Below are 23567 nucleotides of genomic sequence, written 5' to 3' on the forward strand. Positions count from 1 at the left end.
GAATAGCTACGGGAATAGGCCCCTCTGTCGAGGGAAAACCCCCACGATTCAGGCCCCCTGCATTCCTACAATCGCGCTTGACTCATACAGTCCTTGCGGTACCGACTCCTCGTGCCGCGAGCTGGTTACAACACAATTACCGGAGTAAAGCGAATGGATCGTCGTTCAATTATCAAAAACGCAGGTATCGCCGGCGTCTTGGCTGCTGGTGCAGCTCCCGCAGTGCATGCCCAGGCGGCAGTGCGCTGGCGTCTGGCATCCAGCTTCCCCAAGGCGCTGGATACCATCTTCGGTGCGGCTGAAACTTTCGCCAAGCATGTGAAAGAAATGTCGGGCGGCAAGTTCGAAATCTCGGTGCATGCCGCCGGTGAAATCGCACCCGCGTTCGGCGTGGTCGATGCGGTGCAACAAGGCTCCCTGGAGTGCGCGCACACGGCTCCCTACTACTTCTTCGGCAAGAACGAAACTTTTGCTTTGGGTTGCGCGATTCCCTTCGGCCTGAACAGCCGCCAGATGACAGCCTGGATGTACCAAGGTAACGGCTTGAAGCTGATGCGCGAGTTTTACGGCAAGTACAACATCATCAACTTCCCCATGGGCAACACCGGCGCACAAATGGGCGGCTGGTACCGCAAGGAAATCAAGTCCTTGGCTGACTTGAAGGGTCTGAAGTTCCGTACCGGTGGTTTCCCCGGCCGCGTGATGGAAAAATTGGGCGTAGTGCCACAAAACATTCCTGGCGGTGAAATCTACACCGCGCTGGAAAAAGGCACGATTGACGCGGCCGAGTGGATCGGACCTTACGATGACCAGAAGCTGGGCTTCAACAAGGTGGCACCGTTCTACTACTACCCCGGCTGGTGGGAAGGCGGTCCCCAGTTGGACCTGTTCATCAACCAGAAGGCCTACGAGGCGCTGTCCCCCGAAAACAAGGCCATCGTGACCAACGCTGCGGCTTACGCCCACGTGGACATGCAAGCCAAGTACGACGCCCGCAACCCCGGCGCGTTGAAGCAATTGGTGGGCGGTGGTACCAAGCTGCGTCCCTTCCCCAACGATGTGTTGGTGGCGGCATTCAAGGCCTCGGAAGAGACCTATGCTGAGCTGAACGAGAAGAACGAAGACTGGAAGAAGATTTACGCGGATTACTCCAAGTTCCGCGCCGAGTCCAACCTGTGGTTCCGCTTTACCGAAGCGAAGTTCGATTCCTTCATGCAAGCCCAGAAGCTGTAAACAGGCTCTGTCCACAAAAAACCGCGCCTTGGCGCGGTTTTTTTATGGGGCTTTGGAAAGGCGGTCTTGGGCGTAGCGGGTGCTGGTAGCCAGTTCAGTGCGGGTTGCGCAGTGCGGCCAAGGCCAGCTCCAGGCGTTTGAATTCGTCCAGCATGGCGGGGTCTGCTGCATAGAAGATGAATAGTTTGCCGCCGAAATTCTTGGTGTAAAACCGTGGCGCAATCAGCCACTCCAGCCCGCGAATACGAATGACCTTGGCGTAGGCCAGGTTGTCCAGCTCGATGCGCTTGGTCCACATCCACGATTGCTCAATGGCCGTACTGCTCAACCGGGTGGTGCCGGTCAGCACAAACCACACGGTGTATGCCATCAAGCCCCAGGGTAGCCACAACCAGCTCACCACGGTGCTGCTGGCTTGCCCCTGCTGGGCGAGTTGGTGCATCTGGAAGGCCCAGAGGCCGGCTAAGCTCAACATAGCCAAAGCGATGCCTTTGAAGACGATGCTGTAGGCCGCCGCCTTCATGGCGCCGCCTTGTGGGGTGAATACCAGTTTGGCGGGGGGCGGGGGCGCGGTGGTCGCGTCGGTTTTCATGTCGGTGTCGTTCATCAATCTCTTCTCCAAATAAAAACCCCGACTCGGGAGTCGGGGTTGATGTCCCCGGGTGACGGGGAGTATCCGGCAAGTGCTGCGTTATTTTTTGAACAGCTCGTCCAGCTTTTTCTGCTCATCTTCCTCGGCTTTGGCAGCAGCTTTAGTCGCGTCTTCTGAGCCTGCTACAGGGGCTGTTTCGCCGGCTTTGAGTTCTGCCGTGGGCATGGGGTCTTCGACTGGCATTTCAATTACGACCTTGTCGATGTCGATTTCCACTTTTTCATCGAGGAACATGGTCACCGACTGGGGCACAAAGATCACCACCACCACCAGAATGATCTGCATGATCACCCAGGGAATGGAGCCGAGGTAGATGTCGTTGGACAGCACCGGTTTGGAGATACGTTTGTCTTTGAACAAGGTATCCGCAATGCCGCGCAGGTAGAACAGGGCGAAGCCGAATGGCGGGTGCATAAAGCTGGTTTGCAAGTTCACGCACAGCAGCACGCCGAACCAGATCAGGTCGATGCCCATCTTGTCCGCCACCGGTGCCAGCATGGGCACGATGATGAAGGCGATTTCAAAGAAGTCCAGGAAAAACGCCAGGAAGAACACAAACACGTTCACCACAATCAGGAAGCCCACCTGACCGCCAGGCAGGCCGGTCAACAGATGCTCGACCCACTTGGCACCGTCTACGCCCTGAAACACTTGGCTGAACACGCGCGAGCCGATCAGGATGAACACCACCATCGCCGTCAGGCGCATGGTGCCGGCCATGGCTTCCCAGATCAGGGCGGGGGTCAGGCGCTTGGACATGGCGGCCAGAATCAAGGCGCCCACCACGCCCATGGCACCGGCTTCGGTGGGTGTGGCAATCGCGGTGTTCTGGAAGGGCAGACCGCCCATGGAACCCAGCACCGCGAAGATCAGCAAGGCGGAGGGAATGATGCCGCGCAAGCACTTGGACCACAGGGCCCAGCCGTCCAATGTGCGCTCTGTCTTGGGGATGCCAGGCAGGTAGGAAGGCTTGATGCGGGACAGTGCAAAGGTGTAGGCCGCAAACATCAACACTTGCAGGATAGAGGGGCCCCAGGCGCCTTTGTACATATCACCCACGGGCTTGCCCAGTTGGTCTGCCAGTACCACCAGCACTAGCGATGGCGGTACCAGCTGCGTGATGGTGCCGGAGGCTGCCAGCACGCCGGTGGCGTAGCGCATGTTGTAGTTGTACTTCATCATCACCGGCAGCGAGATGAGTGCCATGGCAATCACCTGGCCCGCCACGGTACCGGTAATGGCACCCAGGATAAAGCCCACGATGATGACCGAGTAACCCACGCCACCGCGGACGGGGCCGAAGAGCTGGCCCATGGAGTCCAGCATGTCTTCTGCCAGACCGCACTTCTCCAAGATGGTGCCCATGAAGGTGAAGAAGGGAATGGCGAGTAACAACTCGTTGTTCAGAATCGAGAACAGCGAGATTGGCAGGTTGCCCATAAAGGCAGCGGGGAACCAGCCCATTTCAATGGCATAAAAGCCGCTGGCCAGGCCCAGCGCAGCCAGTGAGAAGGCGACCGGAAAGCCGATCAACATAATCACTACCAGGCCCGCGAACATCAGCGGGGGAAAGTGTTCCATTTGCATAAGTGAATCCAGTGTGTCTTGGGGGTACGAAGGTGCTTAAAGCGCTGGGTGTGCGACTTATTGCAATGGTTTTTCGTAGTGGGTGTCCATGGCGTATTTGCCTTGCAGGTAGCCCACGCGTTTGATGATTTCAGCCACCCCTTGCAGCCACACCATCGCAAAGCCAACGGGCATGGCCAACACGGCAGGCCAGCGGATCAAACCACCGGCGTTTTGGGACATTTCGCCCGAGACGTAAATGCCCCAGAAATACTGGGCCGTCAGGTAAGCCAGCAGCCCGATCACAGGCAACAGGAAAACCACCAGGCCGAACAGGTCCACATAGACCGGACGGTTGCCTTTGAGCTTGCCGTAAATCAGGTCCACCCGCACGTGCTCATTCACCTTGAGCACAAAGGGGGCACCCACCATCACCGTGTAGGCAAACAGGTACCACTGGATTTCAATCCACCCATTGGAGGTGAGGTCGAACCCGTATCGGATAAACGCATTGCCGGCACTGATCAGCGCGGCAAATAGCACGGTCCACGAGGCAAAAAGGCCCAGTTTGTTGCTGACCCAATCAATGCCTGAGGCGAATTTCAAAAGAGCATTCACAAGCAATCTCCAGTTGGTCTTGTTCGAGCGGAGATGCGGACAGCCATCCGCATTCAACCTTGGCATAGTGCCCTAAAACCCCTGTAAAAAGCCTGACGCAACTTCTTGGTGTTTACCCTTAAAACGGGCGGCCTCTAGCTTGTTGATCTAGGTCACACCGCTGGAAATCGCTTGGCTCTACATTCGCCAACAGGATTTGTTTCACGCAACTGTTGGAGACTTTATGTTCAAACACCTACTTTTGCCCACGGATGGTTCTGAGGCCTCTGCACGCGCATTGGCCAAGGGCGCGGAGCTGGCCCGGTCGCTGGGCGCAGCCGTCACCCTGGTGAGTGCGGTGGAGCCCAGTGCTTACCGTTTTGAAGACCTGGCCGGCCAGCAGGCCGCGCGTGATGCGGCGCAGTTCTGGCTGAATGCGGCCTCCGCGATTGTTCGCCCCTTCGGGATTGAGCCGCAGCAGCGCATCGTGCAAGAGCGCAGTGTCTGCCAGAGCATTCTGAAAGCTGCGCAGGCGTGTGGCGCTGATGTGATTGTCATGGGCACCCACGGTGCCGGTGCCTTGGAGCGTTTGCTGGTGGGAAGCCAGACACAAAAGGTGTTGGCACAAACGCATATACCGGTGCTGGTCCTGCGCTGAGTGGGTGTAGTATATAAAGAAATAAGCCGCTAGCGCACGTCCTTCATGCGCGGGTAGCTATAAAAAATGTAGCAGATCGCATGCCGGCGATGGTCAGCGCCAAGGAGCCCAGCAGGTGCACACTGGCCGTGCCCAGGGCGAGTGCATAGCGCTGTTGGCCCAGCATGGCCACCACTTCGGCGGAAAAGCTGGAGAAGGTGGTGAGCGCGCCCAGAAAACCGGTGACCAGTGCTAGGCGCCACGCCGGGTCGAGCTGCGGCAGGGCTTGAAACACCGCTACACACACACCGATCAGGTAACCGCCTATCAAGTTGGCTGCCAGCGTTCCCCAGGGCAGGACGGTGCCCGCAGTCGCCGCCGGGTTCAGCCACAAACCTAGTTGCCAGCGGGCCAGCGCGCCCGCGCAGGCGCCAAGGCAGATAGCGAGTACGGCCGGCACTATGGAGTCTCCGGGGCGTAGGGGGCGCCGTTCACAGTCAGCCCTTGAGCAGACAGCTTGGTCGCAGTCGCCGGTTTGATGCCTTTGACCCGCGCCATGAAGTCTGCCCAGTTCTGAAAAAAACCTGCTTCACGCGCTTGCAGAATCCGGGCAGTGCTGCTGGGGCCCAGCCCGCGCAAGCCATCCAACTGCGCTTCGGTAGCGGTGTTGAGCTCGGTGGCCTGCGCCAGGCTGCACGCCAGCAAAGCCATAACGCTGCCCGCACGGCGTAGCCACTGGCGCAGTGGCGAGAGGCTGAAAGTGGCGTGCTGCATACAGGCGCTCCGGTAGCGGGGGTCAGGCCTTGCGGCTGGCCAGCCAGTCCACATACTTGCTGACCCCGGTTTGCACATCGGCAAACGCGTGGTCGCAGCCTGTGGCGCGTAAAGCTGTCAGGTCGGCCTGGGTGTAGCACTGGTACTTGCCACGTAAGGCGTCGGGGAAGGGGATGTACTCCACCAGGCCTTGCTGGGCAATGTCGGGCAGCGGCAATGCAGATTCGCCGCGCAGGCGGCGCATGGCATTGACCACGGAGCTGGCGACGTCGTTGAAAGGTTGCGCACGGCCGGAGCCGAGGTTGAAAATGCCGCTTTGGTTGGGATGGTCGAAGAACCAGAGGTTGACGGCGACCACGTCATCAATGAACACAAAGTCGCGCATTTGGCCGCCTTGCGGGTAGCCACCGTATTCCCCAAAGAGCTTCACTTTTCCTTCGGCGTTGAACTGGTTGAATTGGTGGAAGGCCACGCTGGCCATGCGCCCCTTGTGCTGCTCACGCGGACCGTACACATTGAAATAGCGGAAGCCCACGACTTGGTGGGTGCGGCCGGCCAGGGTGCGCTCGAAGTTGTTGCCACACTCGCGGCGCATGCGCTGGTCGAACAGCAGTTTGGAGTAGCCATACACATTGAGCGGACCTTCAAACGCCGGGTCTTCGCGGAAGGTGTCCGAGCCGCCATAGGTGGCCGCGCTGGACGCGTAGAGCAGGCGGGCGCCTCGCTTCTGGCAGGCTTGGAAGAGGTGCCAGGACAGCGTGTAGTTGTTCGCCATCATGTACTTGCCGTCCTGCTCCATGGTGTCGCTGCAGGCGCCTTCATGGAACACGGCTTCGACCTGGCCGTAGTGGCCGGCGGCGAACTCGTCGTAGAAGGTGTCCATGTCGACATAGTCGGCAATCTTGAGATCGACGAGGTTGCGGAATTTGTCGCCTTGTTTGAGGTCGTCCACCGCAATGATGTCGGTCATGCCACGGGCGTTCAGCCCGGCAATGATGTTGCTGCCAATGAAACCGGCTGCGCCGGTCACTACGATGCGTGTCATACAAAAAGCTCCTCATAAGACACCGTGGCGGTGCCGAATTTCCCGACCACAATGCCGCCGGCGCGATTGGCCAAGGGCACTGCTTCGCGCAGCGTCATGCCGGCGCCCACCAGGCTGGCCATGGTGGCAATCACGGTGTCGCCAGCGCCGGTCACATCAAATACCTCGCGCGCTTGTGCGCTCACGTGCAGGTGGCCCTGCGCATCAAACAGGGTCATGCCTTCTTCGCTGCGGGTCAAAAGCACTGCATCCAGTTGCAGCTGCTGGCGCAGGGCATGGACCTTGGTGTGCAGCTCATCTTCACTATTCCACGCACCAATGACTTGCTGAAGCTCCGCCCGATTCGGTGTGATGACGGTCGCGCGTTGGTAGCGCGAGTAGTCGCTGCCTTTGGGGTCGATAAAGATGGGCTTGCTGGCGGCACGGGCCTGCTCGATCATGTCGCTCACGTGGGCGAGACCGCCTTTGCCATAGTCGGAAAACAGGATGGCATCATGCTCCGCCAAGAGGCGCGTGAAGGTGGCGGTTTGGGTGGCCAGCACTTCGCTCTTGGGGGTGTTTTCAAAATCCAGACGGATGAGTTGTTGCTGGCGCCCGATCACCCGCAGCTTGACGGTGGTCTTAAGGTCGGTATCGCGTCCGAAGTGGGTGCGTATGCCGGTTTTGGCGACCAAGGCTTCGAGCTTGTGGCTGGCCTCGTCGGCACCAACAACCGTCAATAGTGACGCCTGTGCGCCCAGTGTGGCCGCGTTGAATGCCACGTTGGCTGCACCGCCGCAACGCTCTTCTTCGTGGGTGATGCGCACCACGGGCACGGGTGCTTCCGGCGAGATGCGGTCGACCGCGCCATACCAGTAGCGATCCAGCATCACATCGCCCACGACCAACACGCGGGCTTGGGCCAATTGTTCTTTTGTCATCGTCATCGTCATCGTTGTCATATTAATGGCCGGAGAGGGTCACAACTCCTCGACGCGCCGCGCCGGGTAGCTGTCCCACGCCTGGCATCCCGGGCATTGCCAGAAGTGCACTTTGGCTTCAAAGCCGCAGGCGGCACAACGGTAGCGGGTCAGCGGCTTGACCGCGTGGTCCAGCGCACGCTGCACTTGGGGGTGAAAGGCTTCACGCTCCAGTTTTTCGCCGGCAATCCACTTGGTTGCGGCCACCAAGGAGGGCTCTTTTTCGAGGTGCCGTGCATACCAATCGCGCGCGGTGGGTGTGAGCTCGCTGGTGCTGGCTTCCAGGCTCACGATGGCGTCCAGCACATCCAGAGAAGGTAATTCTTGGTACGTGGCTTTTAGCAACTCCAGCGTGGGCGCAATCTGGCCGACTGCGATAGCGCTTTGCGCCAATAAGGGGGCAATCAGCGGAATGGCCGCAGGCGAGGCATGTAGCGCTTCGGTCAATACCGTGCAGCTTTCCGCGGCCTGTCCATTTTTGCTGAGCAGTGCCGCCAAGTCCATGCGGGGGCGGGGTACGTGGGGGGCGCTGGAGATGGCTTGTTGAAGCAGGCTCTGCGCTGCTGCAGCGTCGCCTTTGGCGAGCAGTGCGGCGGCTTGTTCGCACAGGTAGTGGGCCAAGCGGCCGGTAAAGCTGCCTTGGTCCGATGCTTCCAGTTTGCGGGCGATACCAGCGGCATGTTCCCAATCGCGTGAGCGCTCGTAATTGGCCAGCAGCGCCAAGCGTGCCTGGGCTTCAAACCGGGTGCCTTCGAGCTTGAGCAAAGCCTCTTCGGCACGGTCCAAGAGGCCGGCTTTCAAGTAGTCCAGCGCCAGAGCGTGTTGGGCGCGATGGCGATCGTCTTCGCTCAAGTCACCGCGGGACAGCAGGTGCTCATGGACGCGCACGGCGCGTTCGTATTCACCCCGCCGGCGGAACAGATTACCGAGTGCAAAGTGAAGCTCAGAGGTGTCCGGGTCGCTCTGGACGGCTTCGATGAAGGCATCGATGGCCTGGTCTTGCTGCTCGTTGAGCAAAAAGTTCAGGCCTTTGAAATAGGCCTTGGGGGCCTGGCGGTTCTCCAGACGCAGTTGCCGCAGGTCCAGCCGGGAGGCCAGCCAGCCGAGTACAAACGCAATCAGCAAGCTGATGAGCAAAAGGGAAATATCAAAGTCCATGCGGGGGCACTAAAGGCGAAGCGTTGGTTTCGGCTGCGAGTGTGGCGCGGGCTGAATCGGCATCGGAGCGGGCCCTGCGCGCCGCCTTGCGGTGTCTCCACCAGCGGGGCACCATGCCCAGCACGCCGATCAGCAGTCCGGTAGCAAATGCACTCAAGACCACCAGCACCATGGGCGCAGTCCAGCGGGTGCCGAAGAAAAAGTGCACCGTGACATCGCCCTGGTTATTCAAGGCGAACGCGAACAGGGTAAAAAAAATGGCCGCTTTAAGTAGCCACTTAAAGAGCCATGCGATCTGTTTCATTCATCTCCTCGTTGTCGAGGGATTCTACTCAGGGATTTGCTTTGCTTTCCAGCTCCGCTGTGCGTGTGTCCACCGCTTCACGTAAAGCTTTTCCCGGCTTGAAATGGGGAACGCGTTTTTCAGGAATGGCCACACTTTCGCCACTGCGGGGATTGCGGCCCATGCGGGGAGGGCGACGGTTGATGGAGAAGCTGCCAAAACCGCGAATTTCAATGCGGTGACCACGGACCAGGGCGTCATTCATGGCGTCCAGAATGGCTTTCACGGCGAACTCGGCGTCGCGGTGGGGCAGTTGGCTGAAACGGTTGGCCAGTTCTTCAACAAGGTCGGAGCGGGTCATGAAGTTTTGTAAAAGCGACAAGGAAGAAAAAACGACCGGTGCAGTCAAGCAACCGGTCGTTCAATCAGGCTAGCAACAATGGATTAGTTGTTGTCCAACTTGGCGCGCAGCAAGGCGCCCAGGCTGGTGGTACCGGCGCTACCGGTGTTCTGGTTCAGAGAAGCCATGGCTTCGTTCTGGTCAGCCATGTCCTTGGCCTTGATGGACAACTGGATGTTGCGGGTCTTGCGATCCACGTTCACCACCACAGCAGTCACTTCGTCGCCTTCTTTCAGCACGTTGCGTGCGTCTTCCACGCGGTCACGGCTGATTTCGGAAGCGCGCAGGTAACCGATGATGTCTTCACCCAGGTCGATTTCAGCGCCCTTGGCGTCCACAGTCTTGACCTTGCCGGTCACGGTCTGGCCCTTGTCATTCACAGACACGAAGGTCGTGAAGGGGTCGGAATCCAACTGCTTGATACCCAAGGAGATGCGCTCGCGGTCCACGTCCACGGCCAACACGATGGCTTCAACTTCTTGGCCCTTCTTGAATTCGCGCACGGCGGTTTCGCCGGATTCGTTCCAAGACAGGTCAGACAGGTGCACCAGGCCGTCGATACCGGCAGCCAGACCCACGAACACGCCGAAGTCGGTGATGGACTTGATCGGGCCCTTCACGCGGTCGCCGCGCTTGGTGTTCTGAGCAAATTCTTGCCAAGGATTGGCCTTGCACTGCTTCATGCCCAAGGAGATACGACGCTTGTCTTCGTCGATTTCCAGAACCATGACTTCGACTTCGTCACCCAGGGCAACGATCTTGGAAGGAGCCACATTCTTGTTGGTCCAGTCCATTTCGGACACGTGCACCAGACCTTCGATACCGGGTTCGAGTTCCACAAACGCGCCGTAGTCGGCGATGTTGGTGATCTTGCCGAACATGCGGGTACCTTGGGGGTAACGGCGGTTCACGCCCATCCATGGATCGTCGCCCATTTGCTTCAGACCCAGAGACACGCGGTTCTTTTCGGTGTCGAACTTCAGGATCTTGGCAGTGATTTCTTGACCGGCAGTCACTACTTCGGAAGGGTGACGGACGCGGCGCCATGCCATGTCAGTGATGTGCAACAGGCCGTCGATGCCGCCCAGGTCCACGAACGCACCGTATTCGGTGATGTTCTTGACCACGCCTTGCACCACAGAGCCTTCTTTGAGGGTGTGCATCAGCTTGGCGCGTTCTTCGCCCATGGAAGCTTCCACGACAGCGCGGCGGCTCAGCACCACGTTGTTGCGCTTGCGGTCCAGCTTGATAACCTTGAATTCCAAGGTCTTGTTTTCGTACGGAGACAGATCCTTGGTAGGACGTGTGTCAACCAGCGAACCGGGCAGGAATGCGCGGATGCCGTTGACCAGAACGGTCAGGCCGCCCTTGACCTTGCCGGAAGTAGTGCCGGTGACGAATTCGCCGGATTCCAGGGCCTTTTCCAGGCTCATCCAGGAAGCCAGACGCTTGGCCTTGTCGCGGGACAGGATGGTGTCGCCGTAGCCGTTTTCCACGGAGTCGATAGCCACAGACACGAAGTCGCCCACTTGGACTTCGATTTCGCCCTTGTCGCTCTTGAATTCTTCGATTGGCACGTAGGCTTCAGACTTGAGGCCGGCGTTGACAACGACGAAGCTGTGCTCGATGCGGACGACTTCAGCGGTGATGACTTCACCGGTGCGCATTTCCGAGCGTTGTAGCGATTCTTCAAATAGGGCTGCGAAAGATTCAGACATGAGTTTTGCGGTTGGTACCGCGGGGTTAAGTTGTTGAACCCCACAGCTTCTGGTGTGAACCGGTGCGCTGACGCGCGAGGGAAGCAATGGGGGCCAGGGTGCTTTTCAGGCCGGGGCTAGAAAGGCTGTTTGCTTTGCCACCAGTTTTGTACGGTTTCAACAGACGCATCGACTGTCAAATCCGAGTTGTCTAGCAGCAAGGCATCTTGTGCGGGCTTTAAAGGAGCGACGGTGCGGGAGGAATCCCGTGCGTCGCGCGCCTCTAGGTCTGCGCGAAGACTGTCAAGTGTAGCGGGAATGCCCTTTGAAATCAACTGCTTATAGCGGCGCTCCGCGCGGCAGGCGGCGCTGGCAGTCAGATAGACCTTGAGCGGTGCATCGGGAAAGATGACGGTGCCCATGTCCCGCCCGTCGGCTACCAAGCCGGGCAGCTTGCGAAAACCACGCTGCAAATCGATCAAAGCTGCGCGAACGGCCGGAAAGGCCGACACTTTGGATGCATTCATGCCCGCCTCCTCGGTGCGGATGGCTTCGCTGACATCCTCGTGGGCCAGCCAGATGTGGCTACCTTCAAAATGGATAGGCAGGCTGCGCAGCAGGTTGACGATGGCTTGTTCATGGGCCAGATCTAGCGCGATGCCGGCGCGCGTGGCCGCCAGCCCGGTGATGCGGTAAAGCGAGCCGGAGTCCAGAAAGTGGTAACCCAGCTTTTCTGCCAGCACGGCGGCCAAGGTGCCTTTGCCGGAGGCCGTAGGACCATCGACACAGATGACAGGAATAGCCTGTGTATCTGCCGTGGCCACCGAAAACAGCGCCTCAAAATAGTCGGGGAAGGTTTTGGCCACGCACTTGGGGTCTTCAATCCGCACGGGCAGTTGGGCGGGGTTGAACGCAGCCAGCGAGAAACACATGGCGACCCGGTGGTCGTCATAGGTGTGGATGCTGGCAGCCTTCCAGTCGGCTGTTATGGCGGGCGGCGTGACCTGGATGAAGTCCTGGCCTTCGACGACCGTGGCGCCCAGTTTGCGCAGCTCGGTGGCCATGGCGGCAATGCGGTCGGTTTCCTTGACGCGCCAGCTGGCAATGTTGCGCAGGGTGGTCGTGCCATCGGCATACAACGCCATCACCGCCAGGGTCATGGCGGCGTCGGGGATGTGGTTGCAGTCCAGGTCGATGGCCTTGAGGGGCCAGGCGCCGCGCTGGATGTGCAGCCAATTCGGGCCGCTTTCAATCTTGGCGCCCATGGCTTGGGCTGCTTCCATGAAGCGGATGTCGCCCTGGATGGAGTCGGCGCCTACACCTTGAACTTTGATGCCATTTTGACCGCTAGCGCCCGTAGACAGTGCGCCGAGTGCTATGAAATAGCTAGCGCTGGAGGCATCGGCCTCCACATGAATGTCACCCGGCGAGCGCAGCTTGGCACCTGCGGGAATGGTGAAGCGCTGCCATCCATCACGCTGCACCTGCACTCCGAAGCGGGCCAGCAGGTTCAGCGTGATTTCGATGTAGGGTTTGGAAATCAGTTCGCCCACCACCTCGATCACGATGTTCTTGGCCGCCACCAGAGGCAGGGCCATGAGCAGAGCGGTGAGGAACTGGCTGGACACATCGCCGCGTACCCGGATGGGGGCGTCGAGCTTCAGTTGGGCGGTGCCTATGCGCAGGGGGGGAAAGCCCTCGTTGCCCATGTAGTCAATGCCGCAGCCCAGCTGGCGCAAAGCGTCTACCAGGTCGCCAATGGGTCGCTCGTGCATGCGGGGAACTCCGCTGAGTTCGAAGTCGCCACCCAGTACCGCCAGCGCAGCAGTCAAGGGGCGCATGGCTGTGCCGGCGTTTCCGAGGAACAGCTTGGCAGAACCGTTCGGCAGCTTGCCACCCAAGCCGGTGATGCGCACGATGGCGCCCGACTCTTCGACTCCGCAGCCCAAGGTACGCAAGGCCACCAGCATGACGCGGGTGTCATCGGAGTCCAGCAGATCGTGGATGGTGGTGGTGCCCTCGCTCATGGCGGCCAGCAGCAGCACGCGGTTGGAAATGCTTTTGGAGCCGGGCAGGGTGACCGCGCCAGCGGCATGGGCCAAAGGGGGCAGGTCGAGGAATGCGGTGGAGAACATTATTTGTTGTGCTTGGTCGCCATGGTCCAGTTGGCGCGGGTGGAGCTGGCTTGCTCAATGAGGCCTTCCAGCGCATCGCCGTTGCCGCTGGAGATCATCAGCTCCATGGCTTGGAGGGTGCGTTGGAAAATTTTGCTTTGCTCCAACAGCTCTTCGCGGTTGGAGATCATGATGTCGCGCCAGATTTTGGGGTCACCCGCCGCGATGCGGGTGAAATCCCGGAAGCCCGGTCCGGCGAGCGACAGGTAGTCTTGACCCTGAGGCTGGCTGGTGATGCCGTTCATCAGTGCGAACGCAATCAGGTGCGGCAGGTGGCTGACGGCGGCAAAGGCCGCATCGTGCTGCTCAGGGGACATCTTGAGCACGCGGCAGCCCAAGGCGGTCCAGACATCGACCGCTTTTTGCAACTGGACGGTCAGGGTGCGCTCGATCGGAGTCAGGATGATCTGCTTGCCCGCATACAGGTCCGGATCGGCATGCTCGACGCCCGAGAGTTCTTTGCCTGCAATCGGGTGAGCCGGCACGAAGGAGCCGATGTGCTCCCGCAGGCCCCGGCGGCCAGCATCAATCACGTCGCGCTTGGTGGAGCCCACATCCATGATGAGCATGCTGGGCGTTACCAGGTGCTTGATAGCTTTGAAGGTGGATTCGGTGGCCGACACCGGCACGGCGATCAGCACAATGTCGGCGCCGGATACGGCCAGCAGCGCCGAAGGGGCTTCGATGTCAATCACGCCCATTTGGCGCGCGCGCTCGGTGGTGGAGGGTGATTTGCTGTAGCCGACAACGCGCTTCACCAACCCCGCGCGCTTGAGCGCCAGGGCAAAGGAGCCGCCCATCAAACCGCAACCAATCAGACCGAGTTGTTCAAACATAAGGGTGTCCTGCAGCCAGCTCAGTCTGCCAAGGGGTAGGTGCCCAGCACCTTGTAGAAGGCACAGAGACCGGCAAGATCTTTCAGCGCAGCCGCCACGTGGGGTTGCGAGGGGTGGCCTTGCAAATCAATGTAGAAGTAGTACTCCCACTGGCCGCTGCGGGCCGGGCGGGACTCGAACCGTGTCATGGACACGCCGTGTTGTTTCAGGGGCACTAACATGTCGTGGACTGCCCCAGGCTTGTTGGGCACGGACACCACCAAGCTGGTGCAGTCCTTGCCCGAGGCCTGTGGAGCCGGCAGCACGCTGGGCAGGCACACCACGACAAAACGGGTGCGGTTGAATGCTTCGTCCTGGATGGCGTGCGCAGCGGTATGCAGGCCGAACTCGGACCCCGCGCGCTCACTCGCAATGCCTGCCCACGCAGGGTTGGTGGCTGCCAGACGCGCGCCCTCGGCGTTGCTGGAGACGGCGCGCCGCTCGGCATGGGGCAAATGGGTGCTGAGCCACTGCTGGCATTGGGCCAAGGCCTGCGGGTGCGCGAGCACGACCTCGATACTTTCCAGCGATGGGGTGCTGCGCAGCAAGTGGTGGCGCACCAGCAGGCTGATTTCGCCCACGATGTGCAGCGGGGAGTTCAGCAGCAGATCGAGCGAGCGCGTGACCACGCCTTCGGTGCTGTTCTCCACTGGCACCACGCCAAACTCGGCCGAGCCTGCCGTCGCCGCATGGAACACTTCGTCAAAATTGGCGCAGGGCACATGGGTGATGCTGGAGCCAAAAAAGCGCAGTGCAGCCTCTTCGCTGAAGGTGCCTTTGGGGCCCAAGTAGGCCACGCGTTGCGGTGCTTCCAGTGCCCGGCAGGCGGACATGATTTCGCGCCAGATCACGGCCACACTGCTGTTTTTCAACGCACCGTCATTCGCGGTTTGCAGGGTCTGGATCACCTGGGCTTCGCGTTCGGGGCGGAAAACGGCGGAGCCTTCCACCTTTTTGATTTCGCCCACTTCATTGGCCAATGCCGCACGGCGGTTCAGCAGGGCGAGGAGTTCGAGGTCCAGCGCGTCAATCAGGACTCGGAGTTCAGGGAGGGTTCGTGCCATGGTGTGTCTCAGCCGTGGGTGCGCTCGAACTCGCGCATGTAGGCCACCAGCGCCTGCACGCCTTCCAGCGGAATGGCGTTGTAAATGCTGGCGCGCATGCCACCCACCGACTTGTGTCCTTTGAGTTGCAGCAAGCCCGCTTCTTTGGCGCCAGCCAGGAACGCGTCGTTCAGGCTCTCATTGCGCAGGAAAAAGGGCACATTCATACGCGAGCGCGCATTGCGCGCCACGCCGTTGATGTAGAAGCCGGTGGCGTCAATCGTCTCGTACAGCAGCTCGGCCTTGGCGATGTTGCGGGCCTCCATGGCCGCGACCCCTGTCAGCCCATTCTCGCCTTGGCGCTTGAGCCACTTAAACACCAGGCCGGCCATGTAGATCGAGTACGTGGGCGGGGTGTTGTACATGGAGCCGTTGTCGGCCACGGTTTTGTAGTCAAACGCGCTGGGGCAAATGCTTTGGGCATGGCCCAGCAGGTCTTCGCGCACTACCACTAAGGTCAGGCCTGCAGGCCCAAGGTTCTTCTGTGCACCGCCAAAGGCGAGACCCACGCGGCTCCAGTCCACGGGGCGGGACGCGACGTGAGAGGAAAAGTCGATTATCAATTCCGCTTGGGAGCCCAGCGCCTTCAGGTCGGGCAGGCTTTGGAACTCGATGCCATTGATCGTTTCGTTGCTGCAGATGTGCACATAGCTGGCCTCATCGCGCAGCTCCCAGCTCGCCGCAGGAGGAATGGCGGTAAAACCATCGGCCTTGCCCGTAGCGGCGAGGTGGGCGTTGCAATACTTGCCCGCTTCCTTGAGCGACTTTTCACTCCAGCTGCCGGTAACCACGAAGTCCGCGGCGCCGTTGCCACTGGTGGCGCGCAGGCGGCTCAGGTTCATGGGCACGATCGCGTTTTCAGCTAGGCCACCACCCTGCATGAACAGGATCTTGAAGTTCGCCGGCACCGCCAGCAGCTCGCGCAGGTCGGCTTCCGCTGCTTCGTAGATGCTCAGGAACTCTTTGCCACGGTGGCTCATTTCCATCACACCCATGCCGCTGAGGCGGCCGCTGGCGTCGGGCCAGTTGAGCATCTCGGCGGCGGCTTGTTCCAACACTTCGGCTGGCATGGCGGCCGGTCCGGCCGAGAAGTTGTAGGGTCGTTGCATCAGTGGCTTTTGGGATGAAATCGTGCTTTGGCGCCTATGGAGTGTGCGGGAGTAGCTATCAAAATGATAGTTACTCAGCGGCGGGCGCATCTCCTTCGGTACCGGCGGCTGTGTCGTCGCCTTCACCTGCATCGGTCGGGTTGGCGTCGTTTTCCACGATGCGCTGCAGACCGCTCAGCTTGGAGCCTTCGTCCAGGCCGATAAGCGTCACGCCTTGGGTCGCACGACCCATTTCACGGATCTCACTCACACGGGTGCGCACCAACACGCCCTTGTCGGTAATCAGCATGATTTCGTCTTCGGCGTGCACCAAGGTTGCGGCCACGACCTTGCCGTTGCGCTCGGATTGCTGGATGGCAATCATGCCCTTGGTACCGCGGCCATGGCGGGTGTATTCGGTGATGTTGGTGCGCTTGCCGTAGCCGTTTTCGGTGGCAGTGAGCACGCTTTGTTGCTCGTCTTCAGCGACCAGCATGGCGATCACGCTCTGGCCTTCATCGAGCATCATGCCGCGCACGCCGCGGGCGTTACGACCCATGGGGCGCACATCGTTTTCGTCGAAGCGCACAGCCTTGCCGCCGTCGCTGAACAACATCACGTCGTGCTTGCCGTCGGTCAGTGCTGCGCCGATCAGGAAGTCGCCTTCGTCGAGGTCCACGGCAATGATGCCGGCCTTGCGCGGGTTACTGAATTCGTCGAGCGCAGTCTTCTTAACCGTGCCCATGCTGGTGGACATGAACACATACTGGTCGGCAGGGAAGGTGCGCTTTTCGCCGGTGAGTGCCAGCACCACCGTGATTTTTTCGCCCTCTTGCAAGGGGAACATGTTGACGATGGGGCGGCCGCGGGAACCGCGCGAGCCCTGCGGCACTTCCCAGACCTTGAGCCAGTACAAGCGGCCGCGGTTGGAGAAGCACAGGATGTAGTCGTGGGTATTGGCTACAAAGAGCTGGTCCACCCAGTCATCTTCTTTGGTGGCGGTGGCCTGTTTGCCCCGGCCGCCGCGCTTCTGGGCACGGTACTCATGCAAGGGCTGGCTCTTGATGTAGCCGCTATGGCTCATCGTGACCACCATGTCGGTGGGGGTGATCAGGTCTTCGGTAGACAGGTCGAACGAGGAGTGTTCGACCAGGCTGCGGCGCGCGCCGATCTTGGTCTGGCCGAATTCCTGTTTCACATGGCCCAATTCTTCGCCAATGATCACCGCCACGCGTGCGGGCTTGGCCAGGATATCCAGCAGGTCTTCGATCTCTGCCATCACGTCTTTGTACTCGGCAACGATCTTGTCTTGCTCCAGGCCGGTCAGGCGTTGCAAGCGCATTTGCAGAATTTCCTGCGCTTGCGTTTCTGACAGGCGGTACAGGCCGTCGTTGCCCATGCCGAATTCTTTTTCCAGGCCTTCGGGACGGTAGTCATCCGCATTCACTACTCCACCGTCGGCACGGGTGCGGGTCAACATTTCGCGTACCAGCTTGCTGTCCCAAGGGCGGTTCATCAGTTCGGTTTTTGCCACCGGTGGGGTGGGCGATTCGCGGATGATGCGGATGAAGTCGTCGATGTTGGCCAGAGCCACCGCCAAGCCTTCCAGCACGTGGCCGCGCTCGCGGGCTTTGCGCAGGTTGAACACGGTGCGGCGTGTCACCACCTCACGGCGGTGGTTCAGGAAGACTTCGATCAGGTCCTTCAGGTTACACAGCTTGGGCTGGCCGTTCACCAATGCCACCATGTTGATGCCGAAGGTGTCTTGCAGCTGGGTTTGCTTGTACAGGTTGTTGAGCACCACCTCGGGCACTTCGCCGCGCTTGAGCTCGATCACTAGGCGCATGCCGGATTTGTCGGACTCGTCCTGGATGTGGCTGATGCCTTCGATCTTCTTCTCGTGCACCAGCTCGGCCATGCGCTCTTGCAAGGTCTTTTTGTTGACCTGGTAGGGCAGCTCGTCCACGATGATGGCTTGGCGCTGGCCCTTGTCGATGTCTTCAAAGTGGCAGCGTGCGCGCATGACCACGCGGCCACGACCGGTGCGGTAGCCGTCTTTCACACCCTGGATGCCGTAGATGATGCCGGCGGTGGGGAAGTCCGGTGCCGGAATGATGTCCATTAGGTCGTCGATGGAGGCTTCCGGGTTCTTCAGCAAATGGAGGCAAGCGTCCACCACCTCGTTGAGGTTGTGGGGGGGAATGTTGGTGGCCATACCCACCGCAATACCGCCCGAACCGTTGACCAACAGATTGGGGATGCGGGTGGGCATCACCAAGGGTTCTGTTTCGGAGCCGTCGTAGTTGGGCCCGAAGTCCACGGTTTCCTTGTCCAGATCGGCCAGCAATTCGTGGGCGATTTTTGCCAAGCGGATTTCGGTGTAACGCATCGCCGCAGCGCTGTCGCCGTCCACCGAGCCGAAGTTGCCCTGGCCGTCCACCAGCATGTGACGCATGGAAAAGTCCTGCGCCATACGGACGATGGTGTCGTACACCGATTGGTCGCCGTGCGGGTGGTATTTACCGATGACGTCGCCCACAATACGTGCGGACTTTTTGTAGGCACGGTTCCAGTCGTTGTTGAGCTCATGCATCGCATAAAGCACACGGCGGTGCACGGGCTTCAAGCCATCACGCGCATCGGGCAGGGCGCGGCCCACGATCACGCTCATGGCGTAATCGAGGTAGCTGCGGCGCATTTCCTCTTCAAGACTGATGGGCAGTGTTTCTTTGGCGAACTGGGTCATGGGTGGTGTCTGTCTATCAACGTCGAGGACAACCTGCGATTCTACGGCCGCACGCATGTCGCCTGATTGCAACAACTACTTCGGGCAAACCCAGATACCGGAACTAGTTGGCAGCGGTTCTTAGGCTCGAGTCTGTGCTATGGCACAATGTTGTGAACGTCTTTGGTGCATCAGCGTAAGGGCGTCACAAAATCATTCGCAGCTCGCTGCAGTCTCTGCCGTAAAAGGAAGGTCCCATGAAACAACTGAACAAAGTAGCAGCCCTGATCGCTACCGCCGTATTGGCTACTGCCGCTGGCGCCCAAGAAATCCACAACTGGCGCAACGCTTCCGGCGAAGTCTGGAAAAACGTTGATGGCCAATGCTGGCGTGATGCTAGCTGGACTCCAGCTACCGCTGCCGCTGGTTGCGATGGCGCTTTGGTTGCTCCTAAGGCTGCCGCTCCTGCTCCCGCAGCACCTGCTGCCGTAGCTCCCGCAGCTGCAGCGCCTGCCGCCGCAGCGCCTGCTGCTGCCGCAGCTGCCAGCAAAGTGACTTACGCTGCAGATGCATTCTTTGACTTCGACAAAGCAGTGTTGAAGGCCGAAGGCAAGGCTAAGTTGGATGACTTGGTTTCCAAGGTTAAAGCCATCAACCTGGAAGTCATCATCGCTGTGGGTCACACCGACGCAACTGGCGACGATGCTTACAACCAGAAATTGTCTGTTGCTCGTTCTGAAGCTGTGAAGGCCTACTTGGTGTCCAAGGGCATCGAAAAGAACCGCGTTTACACCGAAGGCAAGGGCGAGAAGCAACCTGTTGCTGACAACAAGACCAAAGAAGGTCGCGCCAAGAACCGCCGCGTGGAAATCGAAGTGGTTGGTACACGCGCCAAGTAATCTGTTCTCTTGAATAATTAGAAAGAACCCGCTCCGGCGGGTTTTTTCTTGTCCCTACACAATCCATGTATGCAAACCACACTCAACGCCGATCCTGCTGAACTTGCCAAATTTTCTGAGCTTGCCCATCGTTGGTGGGACACAGAAAGCGAGTTCAAGCCTTTGCACCAGATTAATCCTTTGCGTTTGGCATGGATTCAAACCTTTGTGCCATTGGCAGACAAGACCATGGTGGACGTCGGGTGCGGTGGCGGGATTCTGGCGGACTCAGCAGCCCGGCAAGGTGCCAAAGTGTTGGGTATTGATCTGTCCACCAAGGCCTTGAAGGTCGCTCAACTTCATGCTTTGGAAGCTGAAACGCCCAATGTCACCTATCGTGAAATTAGCGCAGAAGCGCTGGCCGCTGAAGCGGTCGGCAGCATGGATGTAGTGACTTGCATGGAAATGCTGGAGCATGTGCCCGACCCGGCCTCTGTGGTCGAGGCCTGTGCCCGTATGGTCAAACCCGGGGGGTGGGTGTTCTTTTCGACATTGAATCGCAACCCCATGTCGTTCCTTCAGGCCATCGTCGGGGCTGAGTACGTGTTGAATCTGCTGCCCAAAGGCACGCACGAGTACGCCAAGATGATCCGCCCGAGTGAGCTCGCACACTACTGCCGCGAGGCTGGCCTGGAGCTTCAAGCGACCAAGGGCCTGAGCTACAACCCCTTGACCCGTCGCTACTCCATGAACAACAACACGCAAGTCAATTATTTGTTTGCTACCCGGAAACCTGCGGCATGAGTTTGAAAACACCGGTGGGTGAAGTAAAAGCGGTGCTTTTTGACTTGGACGGCACGTTGATCGACAGTGCGCCGGATTTGGGGGCTGCTGCCGACAAAATGCGAACAGACCGCGGTTTGCCCTCCTTGCCGGATGCTGCTTACCGGCCCATGGCGGGTGCAGGTGCGCGCGGGATGTTGAGCGTAGCGTTTGGAATGACCCCGGATTCCCCCGAGTTCGAGGCGATGCGTGAAGAGTTTTTCGTGAACTATGAGCGCTGCATGACCGAACGCACCTATGTGTTCGAGGGCGTTCAAGACATGTTGGGCCAGCTGGAAACCCGCAGTGTTTTGTGGGGTGTAGTTACCAACAAGTCCAAGCGGTTCACCGAGCCTTTGGCTGCCCAGATGCCATTGTTCGCGAACGCTTCGGTTGTCATCAGCGGAGATACAACGCCCTACGCGAAGCCGCACCCCGAGCCTCTCTTGGAGGCCGCACGCCGCTTGGCGCTTGATCCGTCCCAATGTGTCTATGTCGGCGACGATGAACGTGACATCCTGGCGGCGCGTGCCGCGGGTATGTATTCTGTGGCCGCGTGCTACGGATACTTGGGTGCCAAGGCGGACACGGCTGAGTGGGGCGCTGACGTGGAAATTAAATCTCCTGCCCAGCTCTTGCAAAGTCTGACGAGCGCCTAAAATAGGGATTGAGGGGCTGCACTGGTTTCGACGTGGATTGGAATCGCTGTGGTGCATGTCGAGCTGAATGCGCTCGTAAAACAGATTCAAACAAACTAACTGCAAACGACGAACGTTTCGCACTCGCTGCTTAATAACCAGTGAGCCTTACAACGGCAGGCCGATGGGCCGGGCAAGGGTGGCGCAAGCTGTCCAGGCTGTAAGGTCATTTACATCGGCTGGCTTTTTACCGGGTACCTTGGTGAGAGGCGAGAAAGTAGGGTACTGGCGTCCGGCATAGCGTGCGACTGCGCGATTCCGGTGGCGAGACTCAAATCAGACCGCTAAACATGTAGATCTGCTCGAGGAAGTTTTGCGGACGGGGGTTCAAATCCCCCCAGCTCCACCATACCCCCTGATAAAGGCCGCTAGGAACATACACCTAGCGGCCTTTTTCTTTGGAAAATCAAGCACTTACAGTGCAGCACAGTACAAAGCGCTCTATTGACTGCTACTCCAAAGCGGGGGTACAAACGGGGGGAGATTCCAGAGAAACGGGGGGGATTTTGAGCCTGTACCCCCAAAAACTGTACCCCCACTAGGAGCCGTACCCCCATGCTGACTGATGCTCAGTGCAAAAACGCCGTGTGCCCGGCAGACAAAAAGCAAGCGCGGTTTGCCGATTCGGGCGGCATGTACCTACAGGTTAGCCCCACAGGGTCTAAGCGCTGGTTTTTGAAGTATCGGATTGACGGCAAAGAAAAGCAGCTCGCGCTGGGCAGCTACCCGGCAGTAACTCTTTCAGAGGCTCGCAAGGCCCGTGACGCGGCAAAGCTCAAAAAGTCTGAGGGCGTCGATCCTGTACAGGCGCGCAAGCTGGAAAAGCTGAAAAACACCCGCAGCACTGGTGACACGTTCAAGGCCATCGCACTGGAGTGGTACGCAAAGCAGGCACCACAATGGAGCGAAAGCCACGCCGGGCGCATGTTGCGGCAACTGGAGCGCGATCTGTTTCCGTGGATTGGTGAGCGGCCTATCGCTGAGATTCACGCCATGGAGCTATTGGCAGCGCTGCACAAGGTAGAGGAGCGGGGCGCTCTGGAAACGGCAGACCGTGCCCTGATGCTGGCCCGGCAGGTTTGGGACTACTGGCTACCCACGGCAGACGTGCAGCAACGCAATATCACTGAGGGATTGAAGGCCAGGCTAACCCCCTACCGTGGCAAGAGCTTTGCGGCCATCGTGGAGCCTCTGCGCATGGGCGAGCTACTGCGCGCAATCAAGAGCTACAAGGGCGGCCCTATCGTGCGCACAGCGCTGCAATTGGGCCCCATGCTGTACCAACGTCCCGGCAACCTGCGAGAGATGGAATGGACGGAGCTGGACCTAGAGGCGGGTCTGTGGACGATTCCCAGCATGAAGATGAAGCGCACCAAGCTGGAAAAGGAAAACGGAGAGGCGCACGTCGTGCCTTTGCCCATGCAAGCTGTGGCGCTGCTAAAGGCCATCCAGCCCCTGACAGGGCACGGGCGCTATGTGTTCCCCGGTGAGCGCAGTCATGACCGGCCTATCTCTGATAACTCTGTACGCAGTGGCCTGTACGCATTGGGCTTTGGGAAAGAACAGACTTGGCACGGCTTCCGAGCAAGCGCGCGCACGATGCTGGTGGACGAATTGAACCTAGACCCTTTGGCAATCGAGGCGAACCTAGCCCACGCAGTGAAAGACTCAAACGGACGCAGCTACAACCGGACGCAGTACCTTAAACAGCGGTTTGAAATGGTGCAGCAATGGGCTGACTACTTGGACAAGCTGGCACGGGGCGCTGATGTGTGGGCTGCTGCCGGTCCCGTGGACACCGACCTAAGCTTTTAAAGCTTCCTCAAACTGTATCGGACTTACGTACCCCAATGTGGAATGTCGACGCGTTGAGTTGTAGAACCGTTCAATGTAATCAAACACATCGGCGCGTGCCTGCTCTCGGGTTCGATAGACCTTCCTGGCTGTGCGTTCGGTCTTGAGCGAACTGAAGAAGCTCTCCATGGCCGAGTTATCCCAGACCTCGCCAGCCCGGCTCATGCTGCATGTGATGCCTTGTTCCTTGAGCAGTTGCTGGAAGTGCTCACTGGTGTACTGGGCGGATTCAACCGGTCGTCGCAACACCTTCAATCAGGAGGTGTTTATGGGGCGACCCGCAGGATGGATGAAGCAATTGACAGGGAGAGACGCGATGCGCTCTCCGGGGGCTCCTTCGCTTCGGCGA

General features: G+C 59.4%; 23 protein-coding genes, 1 other RNA gene and 1 pseudogene. 8 read left to right on the forward strand and 17 right to left on the reverse strand.

Features of this window, described 5'->3' with window-relative positions:
- Positions 1–153 precede the first annotated feature (153 nt).
- The gene (locus tag FDM28_RS15710) at positions 154–1233 is read left to right on the forward strand and encodes a TRAP transporter substrate-binding protein (RefSeq protein ID WP_138516804.1); all 1080 of its coding nucleotides are present in this window, start codon (positions 154–156) and stop codon (positions 1231–1233) included.
- 94 nt (positions 1234–1327) lie between these two features.
- Here the strand turns inward: FDM28_RS15710 and FDM28_RS15715 are convergent, their stop codons facing one another.
- The 3 genes from FDM28_RS15715 to FDM28_RS15725 form a co-directional block, all read right to left on the reverse strand.
- A complete protein-coding gene (locus FDM28_RS15715) occupies positions 1328–1840 on the reverse strand; it encodes a hypothetical protein (RefSeq protein ID WP_240792038.1) in 513 nt (170 codons plus the stop codon).
- Between the two features lie 84 nt (positions 1841–1924).
- Positions 1925–3472 (reverse strand): TRAP transporter large permease, encoded by a 1548-nt coding sequence (locus tag FDM28_RS15720; protein ID WP_138516806.1) that lies wholly within the window; start codon positions 3470–3472, stop codon positions 1925–1927.
- A gap of 57 nt (positions 3473–3529) precedes the next feature.
- Positions 3530–4069 (reverse strand): TRAP transporter small permease subunit, encoded by a 540-nt coding sequence (locus FDM28_RS15725; protein WP_138516808.1) that lies wholly within the window; start codon positions 4067–4069, stop codon positions 3530–3532.
- 223 nt (positions 4070–4292) lie between these two features.
- Here FDM28_RS15725 and FDM28_RS15730 point away from each other — a divergent pair, with 223 nt between their 5' ends.
- The gene (locus FDM28_RS15730; protein ID WP_138516810.1) at positions 4293–4706 is read left to right on the forward strand and encodes a universal stress protein; all 414 of its coding nucleotides are present in this window, start codon (positions 4293–4295) and stop codon (positions 4704–4706) included.
- 43 nt (positions 4707–4749) lie between these two features.
- On the opposite strand, the gene crcB is transcribed toward FDM28_RS15730, so the two are convergent.
- The 13 genes from crcB to gyrA form a co-directional block, all read right to left on the reverse strand.
- Positions 4750–5145, reverse strand: a complete 396-nt coding sequence (gene crcB, locus FDM28_RS15735; RefSeq protein WP_138516812.1) for a fluoride efflux transporter CrcB — start codon at positions 5143–5145, stop codon at positions 4750–4752.
- On the reverse strand, positions 5145–5459 hold the full coding sequence (locus FDM28_RS15740) for a ComEA family DNA-binding protein (RefSeq protein ID WP_138516814.1): 315 nt from the start codon (positions 5457–5459) through the stop codon (positions 5145–5147). The genes crcB and FDM28_RS15740 overlap by 1 nt, the downstream gene beginning before the upstream one ends.
- 22 nt (positions 5460–5481) lie before the next feature.
- A complete protein-coding gene (rfaD, locus tag FDM28_RS15745; RefSeq protein WP_138516816.1) occupies positions 5482–6504 on the reverse strand; it encodes an ADP-glyceromanno-heptose 6-epimerase in 1023 nt (340 codons plus the stop codon).
- Positions 6501–7430: a D-glycero-beta-D-manno-heptose-7-phosphate kinase gene (gene rfaE1, locus FDM28_RS15750; RefSeq protein WP_138516818.1), complete on the reverse strand. Its 930-nt coding sequence runs from the start codon at positions 7428–7430 to the stop codon at positions 6501–6503. Before rfaE1 ends, rfaD begins: the two co-directional genes overlap by 4 nt.
- Positions 7431–7463: 33 nt before the next feature.
- Positions 7464–8621: a lipopolysaccharide assembly protein LapB gene (lapB, locus tag FDM28_RS15755; RefSeq protein WP_138516820.1), complete on the reverse strand. Its 1158-nt coding sequence runs from the start codon at positions 8619–8621 to the stop codon at positions 7464–7466.
- A complete protein-coding gene (locus FDM28_RS15760; protein WP_138516822.1) occupies positions 8611–8925 on the reverse strand; it encodes a LapA family protein in 315 nt (104 codons plus the stop codon). Before FDM28_RS15760 ends, lapB begins: the two co-directional genes overlap by 11 nt.
- 28 nt (positions 8926–8953) lie before the next feature.
- On the reverse strand, positions 8954–9265 hold the full coding sequence (locus FDM28_RS15765) for an integration host factor subunit beta (RefSeq protein ID WP_138516824.1): 312 nt from the start codon (positions 9263–9265) through the stop codon (positions 8954–8956).
- 83 nt (positions 9266–9348) lie between these two features.
- Entirely contained in the window at positions 9349–11022 is a 1674-nt protein-coding gene (gene rpsA / locus FDM28_RS15770; RefSeq protein WP_138516826.1) for a 30S ribosomal protein S1, read from the reverse strand.
- Between the two features lie 116 nt (positions 11023–11138).
- Complete coding sequence (locus FDM28_RS15775) at positions 11139–13136, reverse strand: bifunctional 3-phosphoshikimate 1-carboxyvinyltransferase/cytidylate kinase (protein ID WP_138516828.1); 1998 nt, start codon at positions 13134–13136, stop codon at positions 11139–11141.
- Positions 13136–14011: a prephenate dehydrogenase gene (locus FDM28_RS15780; RefSeq protein ID WP_138516830.1), complete on the reverse strand. Its 876-nt coding sequence runs from the start codon at positions 14009–14011 to the stop codon at positions 13136–13138. The genes FDM28_RS15775 and FDM28_RS15780 overlap by 1 nt, the downstream gene beginning before the upstream one ends.
- A 20-nt stretch (positions 14012–14031) precedes the next feature.
- Positions 14032–15114: a prephenate dehydratase gene (gene pheA / locus FDM28_RS15785; RefSeq protein WP_138516832.1), complete on the reverse strand. Its 1083-nt coding sequence runs from the start codon at positions 15112–15114 to the stop codon at positions 14032–14034.
- An 8-nt stretch (positions 15115–15122) separates the two neighbouring features.
- The gene (gene serC / locus FDM28_RS15790) at positions 15123–16262 is read right to left on the reverse strand and encodes a 3-phosphoserine/phosphohydroxythreonine transaminase (protein ID WP_138516834.1); all 1140 of its coding nucleotides are present in this window, start codon (positions 16260–16262) and stop codon (positions 15123–15125) included.
- A gap of 70 nt (positions 16263–16332) precedes the next feature.
- Entirely contained in the window at positions 16333–18987 is a 2655-nt protein-coding gene (gene gyrA / locus FDM28_RS15795) for a DNA gyrase subunit A (protein WP_138516836.1), read from the reverse strand.
- 236 nt (positions 18988–19223) lie between these two features.
- On the opposite strand from gyrA, the gene ompA reads away from it, so the two are divergent.
- The 5 genes from ompA (at position 19224) to FDM28_RS15820 (ending at position 23179) form a co-directional block, all read left to right on the forward strand.
- The gene (ompA, locus tag FDM28_RS15800; protein WP_138516838.1) at positions 19224–19865 is read left to right on the forward strand and encodes an outer membrane protein OmpA; all 642 of its coding nucleotides are present in this window, start codon (positions 19224–19226) and stop codon (positions 19863–19865) included.
- A gap of 69 nt (positions 19866–19934) precedes the next feature.
- Positions 19935–20648 (forward strand): bifunctional 2-polyprenyl-6-hydroxyphenol methylase/3-demethylubiquinol 3-O-methyltransferase UbiG, encoded by a 714-nt coding sequence (ubiG, locus tag FDM28_RS15805; protein WP_138516840.1) that lies wholly within the window; start codon positions 19935–19937, stop codon positions 20646–20648.
- Positions 20645–21325, forward strand: a complete 681-nt coding sequence (gph, locus tag FDM28_RS15810) for a phosphoglycolate phosphatase (RefSeq protein ID WP_138516842.1) — start codon at positions 20645–20647, stop codon at positions 21323–21325. The genes ubiG and gph overlap by 4 nt, the downstream gene beginning before the upstream one ends.
- Positions 21326–21337: 12 nt before the next feature.
- Positions 21338–21713: a transfer-messenger RNA gene (gene ssrA, locus FDM28_RS15815) on the forward strand.
- Between the two features lie 206 nt (positions 21714–21919).
- Positions 21920–23179 carry a tyrosine-type recombinase/integrase gene (locus tag FDM28_RS15820; protein WP_138516844.1) on the forward strand — a complete coding sequence of 420 codons (1260 nt, stop codon included), beginning with the start codon at positions 21920–21922 and terminating at the stop codon, positions 23177–23179.
- Here the strand turns inward: FDM28_RS15820 and FDM28_RS15825 are convergent.
- Positions 23168–23443 (reverse strand): annotated as a pseudogene (locus FDM28_RS15825) (IS3 family transposase); the annotation flags it as partial. The gene FDM28_RS15820 and the pseudogene FDM28_RS15825 sit on opposite strands and share 12 nt — an antisense overlap.
- On the opposite strand from FDM28_RS15825, the gene FDM28_RS17785 reads away from it, so the two are divergent.
- A partial coding sequence (locus FDM28_RS17785) for a hypothetical protein (RefSeq protein WP_206021993.1) occupies positions 23346–23567 on the forward strand: 222 nt, incomplete at its 3' end. The pseudogene FDM28_RS15825 and the gene FDM28_RS17785 overlap by 98 nt on opposite strands.

It is taken from the genome of Rhodoferax bucti (assembly GCF_005876985.1).
GTDB lineage: Bacteria > Pseudomonadota > Gammaproteobacteria > Burkholderiales > Burkholderiaceae_C > Allorhodoferax > Allorhodoferax bucti.

Bases quoted from the DNA above. Each gene is read 5' to 3' on its own strand.
- FDM28_RS15720 (WP_138516806.1), bottom strand. From the start codon at position 3,472: ATGCAAATGGAACACTTTCCCCCGCTGATGTTCGCGGGCCTGGTAGTG.
- FDM28_RS15760 (WP_138516822.1), bottom strand. From the start codon at position 8,925: ATGAAACAGATCGCATGGCTCTTTAAGTGGCTACTTAAAGCGGCCATT.
- rfaE1 (WP_138516818.1), bottom strand. From the start codon at position 7,430: ATGACGATGACAAAAGAACAATTGGCCCAAGCCCGCGTGTTGGTCGTG.
- serC (WP_138516834.1), bottom strand. From the start codon at position 16,262: ATGCAACGACCCTACAACTTCTCGGCCGGACCGGCCGCCATGCCAGCC.
- FDM28_RS15780 (WP_138516830.1), bottom strand. From the start codon at position 14,011: ATGTTTGAACAACTCGGTCTGATTGGTTGCGGTTTGATGGGCGGCTCC.
- rpsA (WP_138516826.1), bottom strand. From the start codon at position 11,022: ATGTCTGAATCTTTCGCAGCCCTATTTGAAGAATCGCTACAACGCTCG.
- FDM28_RS15775 (WP_138516828.1), bottom strand. From the start codon at position 13,136: ATGTTCTCCACCGCATTCCTCGACCTGCCCCCTTTGGCCCATGCCGCT.
- FDM28_RS15820 (WP_138516844.1), top strand. From the start codon at position 21,920: ATGCTGACTGATGCTCAGTGCAAAAACGCCGTGTGCCCGGCAGACAAA.
- FDM28_RS15740 (WP_138516814.1), bottom strand. From the start codon at position 5,459: ATGCAGCACGCCACTTTCAGCCTCTCGCCACTGCGCCAGTGGCTACGC.
- pheA (WP_138516832.1), bottom strand. From the start codon at position 15,114: ATGGCACGAACCCTCCCTGAACTCCGAGTCCTGATTGACGCGCTGGAC.
- rfaD (WP_138516816.1), bottom strand. From the start codon at position 6,504: ATGACACGCATCGTAGTGACCGGCGCAGCCGGTTTCATTGGCAGCAAC.
- gyrA (WP_138516836.1), bottom strand. From the start codon at position 18,987: ATGACCCAGTTCGCCAAAGAAACACTGCCCATCAGTCTTGAAGAGGAA.
- ompA (WP_138516838.1), top strand. From the start codon at position 19,224: ATGAAACAACTGAACAAAGTAGCAGCCCTGATCGCTACCGCCGTATTG.
- lapB (WP_138516820.1), bottom strand. From the start codon at position 8,621: ATGGACTTTGATATTTCCCTTTTGCTCATCAGCTTGCTGATTGCGTTT.
- FDM28_RS15710 (WP_138516804.1), top strand. From the start codon at position 154: ATGGATCGTCGTTCAATTATCAAAAACGCAGGTATCGCCGGCGTCTTG.
- FDM28_RS15765 (WP_138516824.1), bottom strand. From the start codon at position 9,265: ATGACCCGCTCCGACCTTGTTGAAGAACTGGCCAACCGTTTCAGCCAA.
- FDM28_RS15730 (WP_138516810.1), top strand. From the start codon at position 4,293: ATGTTCAAACACCTACTTTTGCCCACGGATGGTTCTGAGGCCTCTGCA.
- gph (WP_138516842.1), top strand. From the start codon at position 20,645: ATGAGTTTGAAAACACCGGTGGGTGAAGTAAAAGCGGTGCTTTTTGAC.
- FDM28_RS15715 (WP_240792038.1), bottom strand. From the start codon at position 1,840: ATGAACGACACCGACATGAAAACCGACGCGACCACCGCGCCCCCGCCC.
- ubiG (WP_138516840.1), top strand. From the start codon at position 19,935: ATGCAAACCACACTCAACGCCGATCCTGCTGAACTTGCCAAATTTTCT.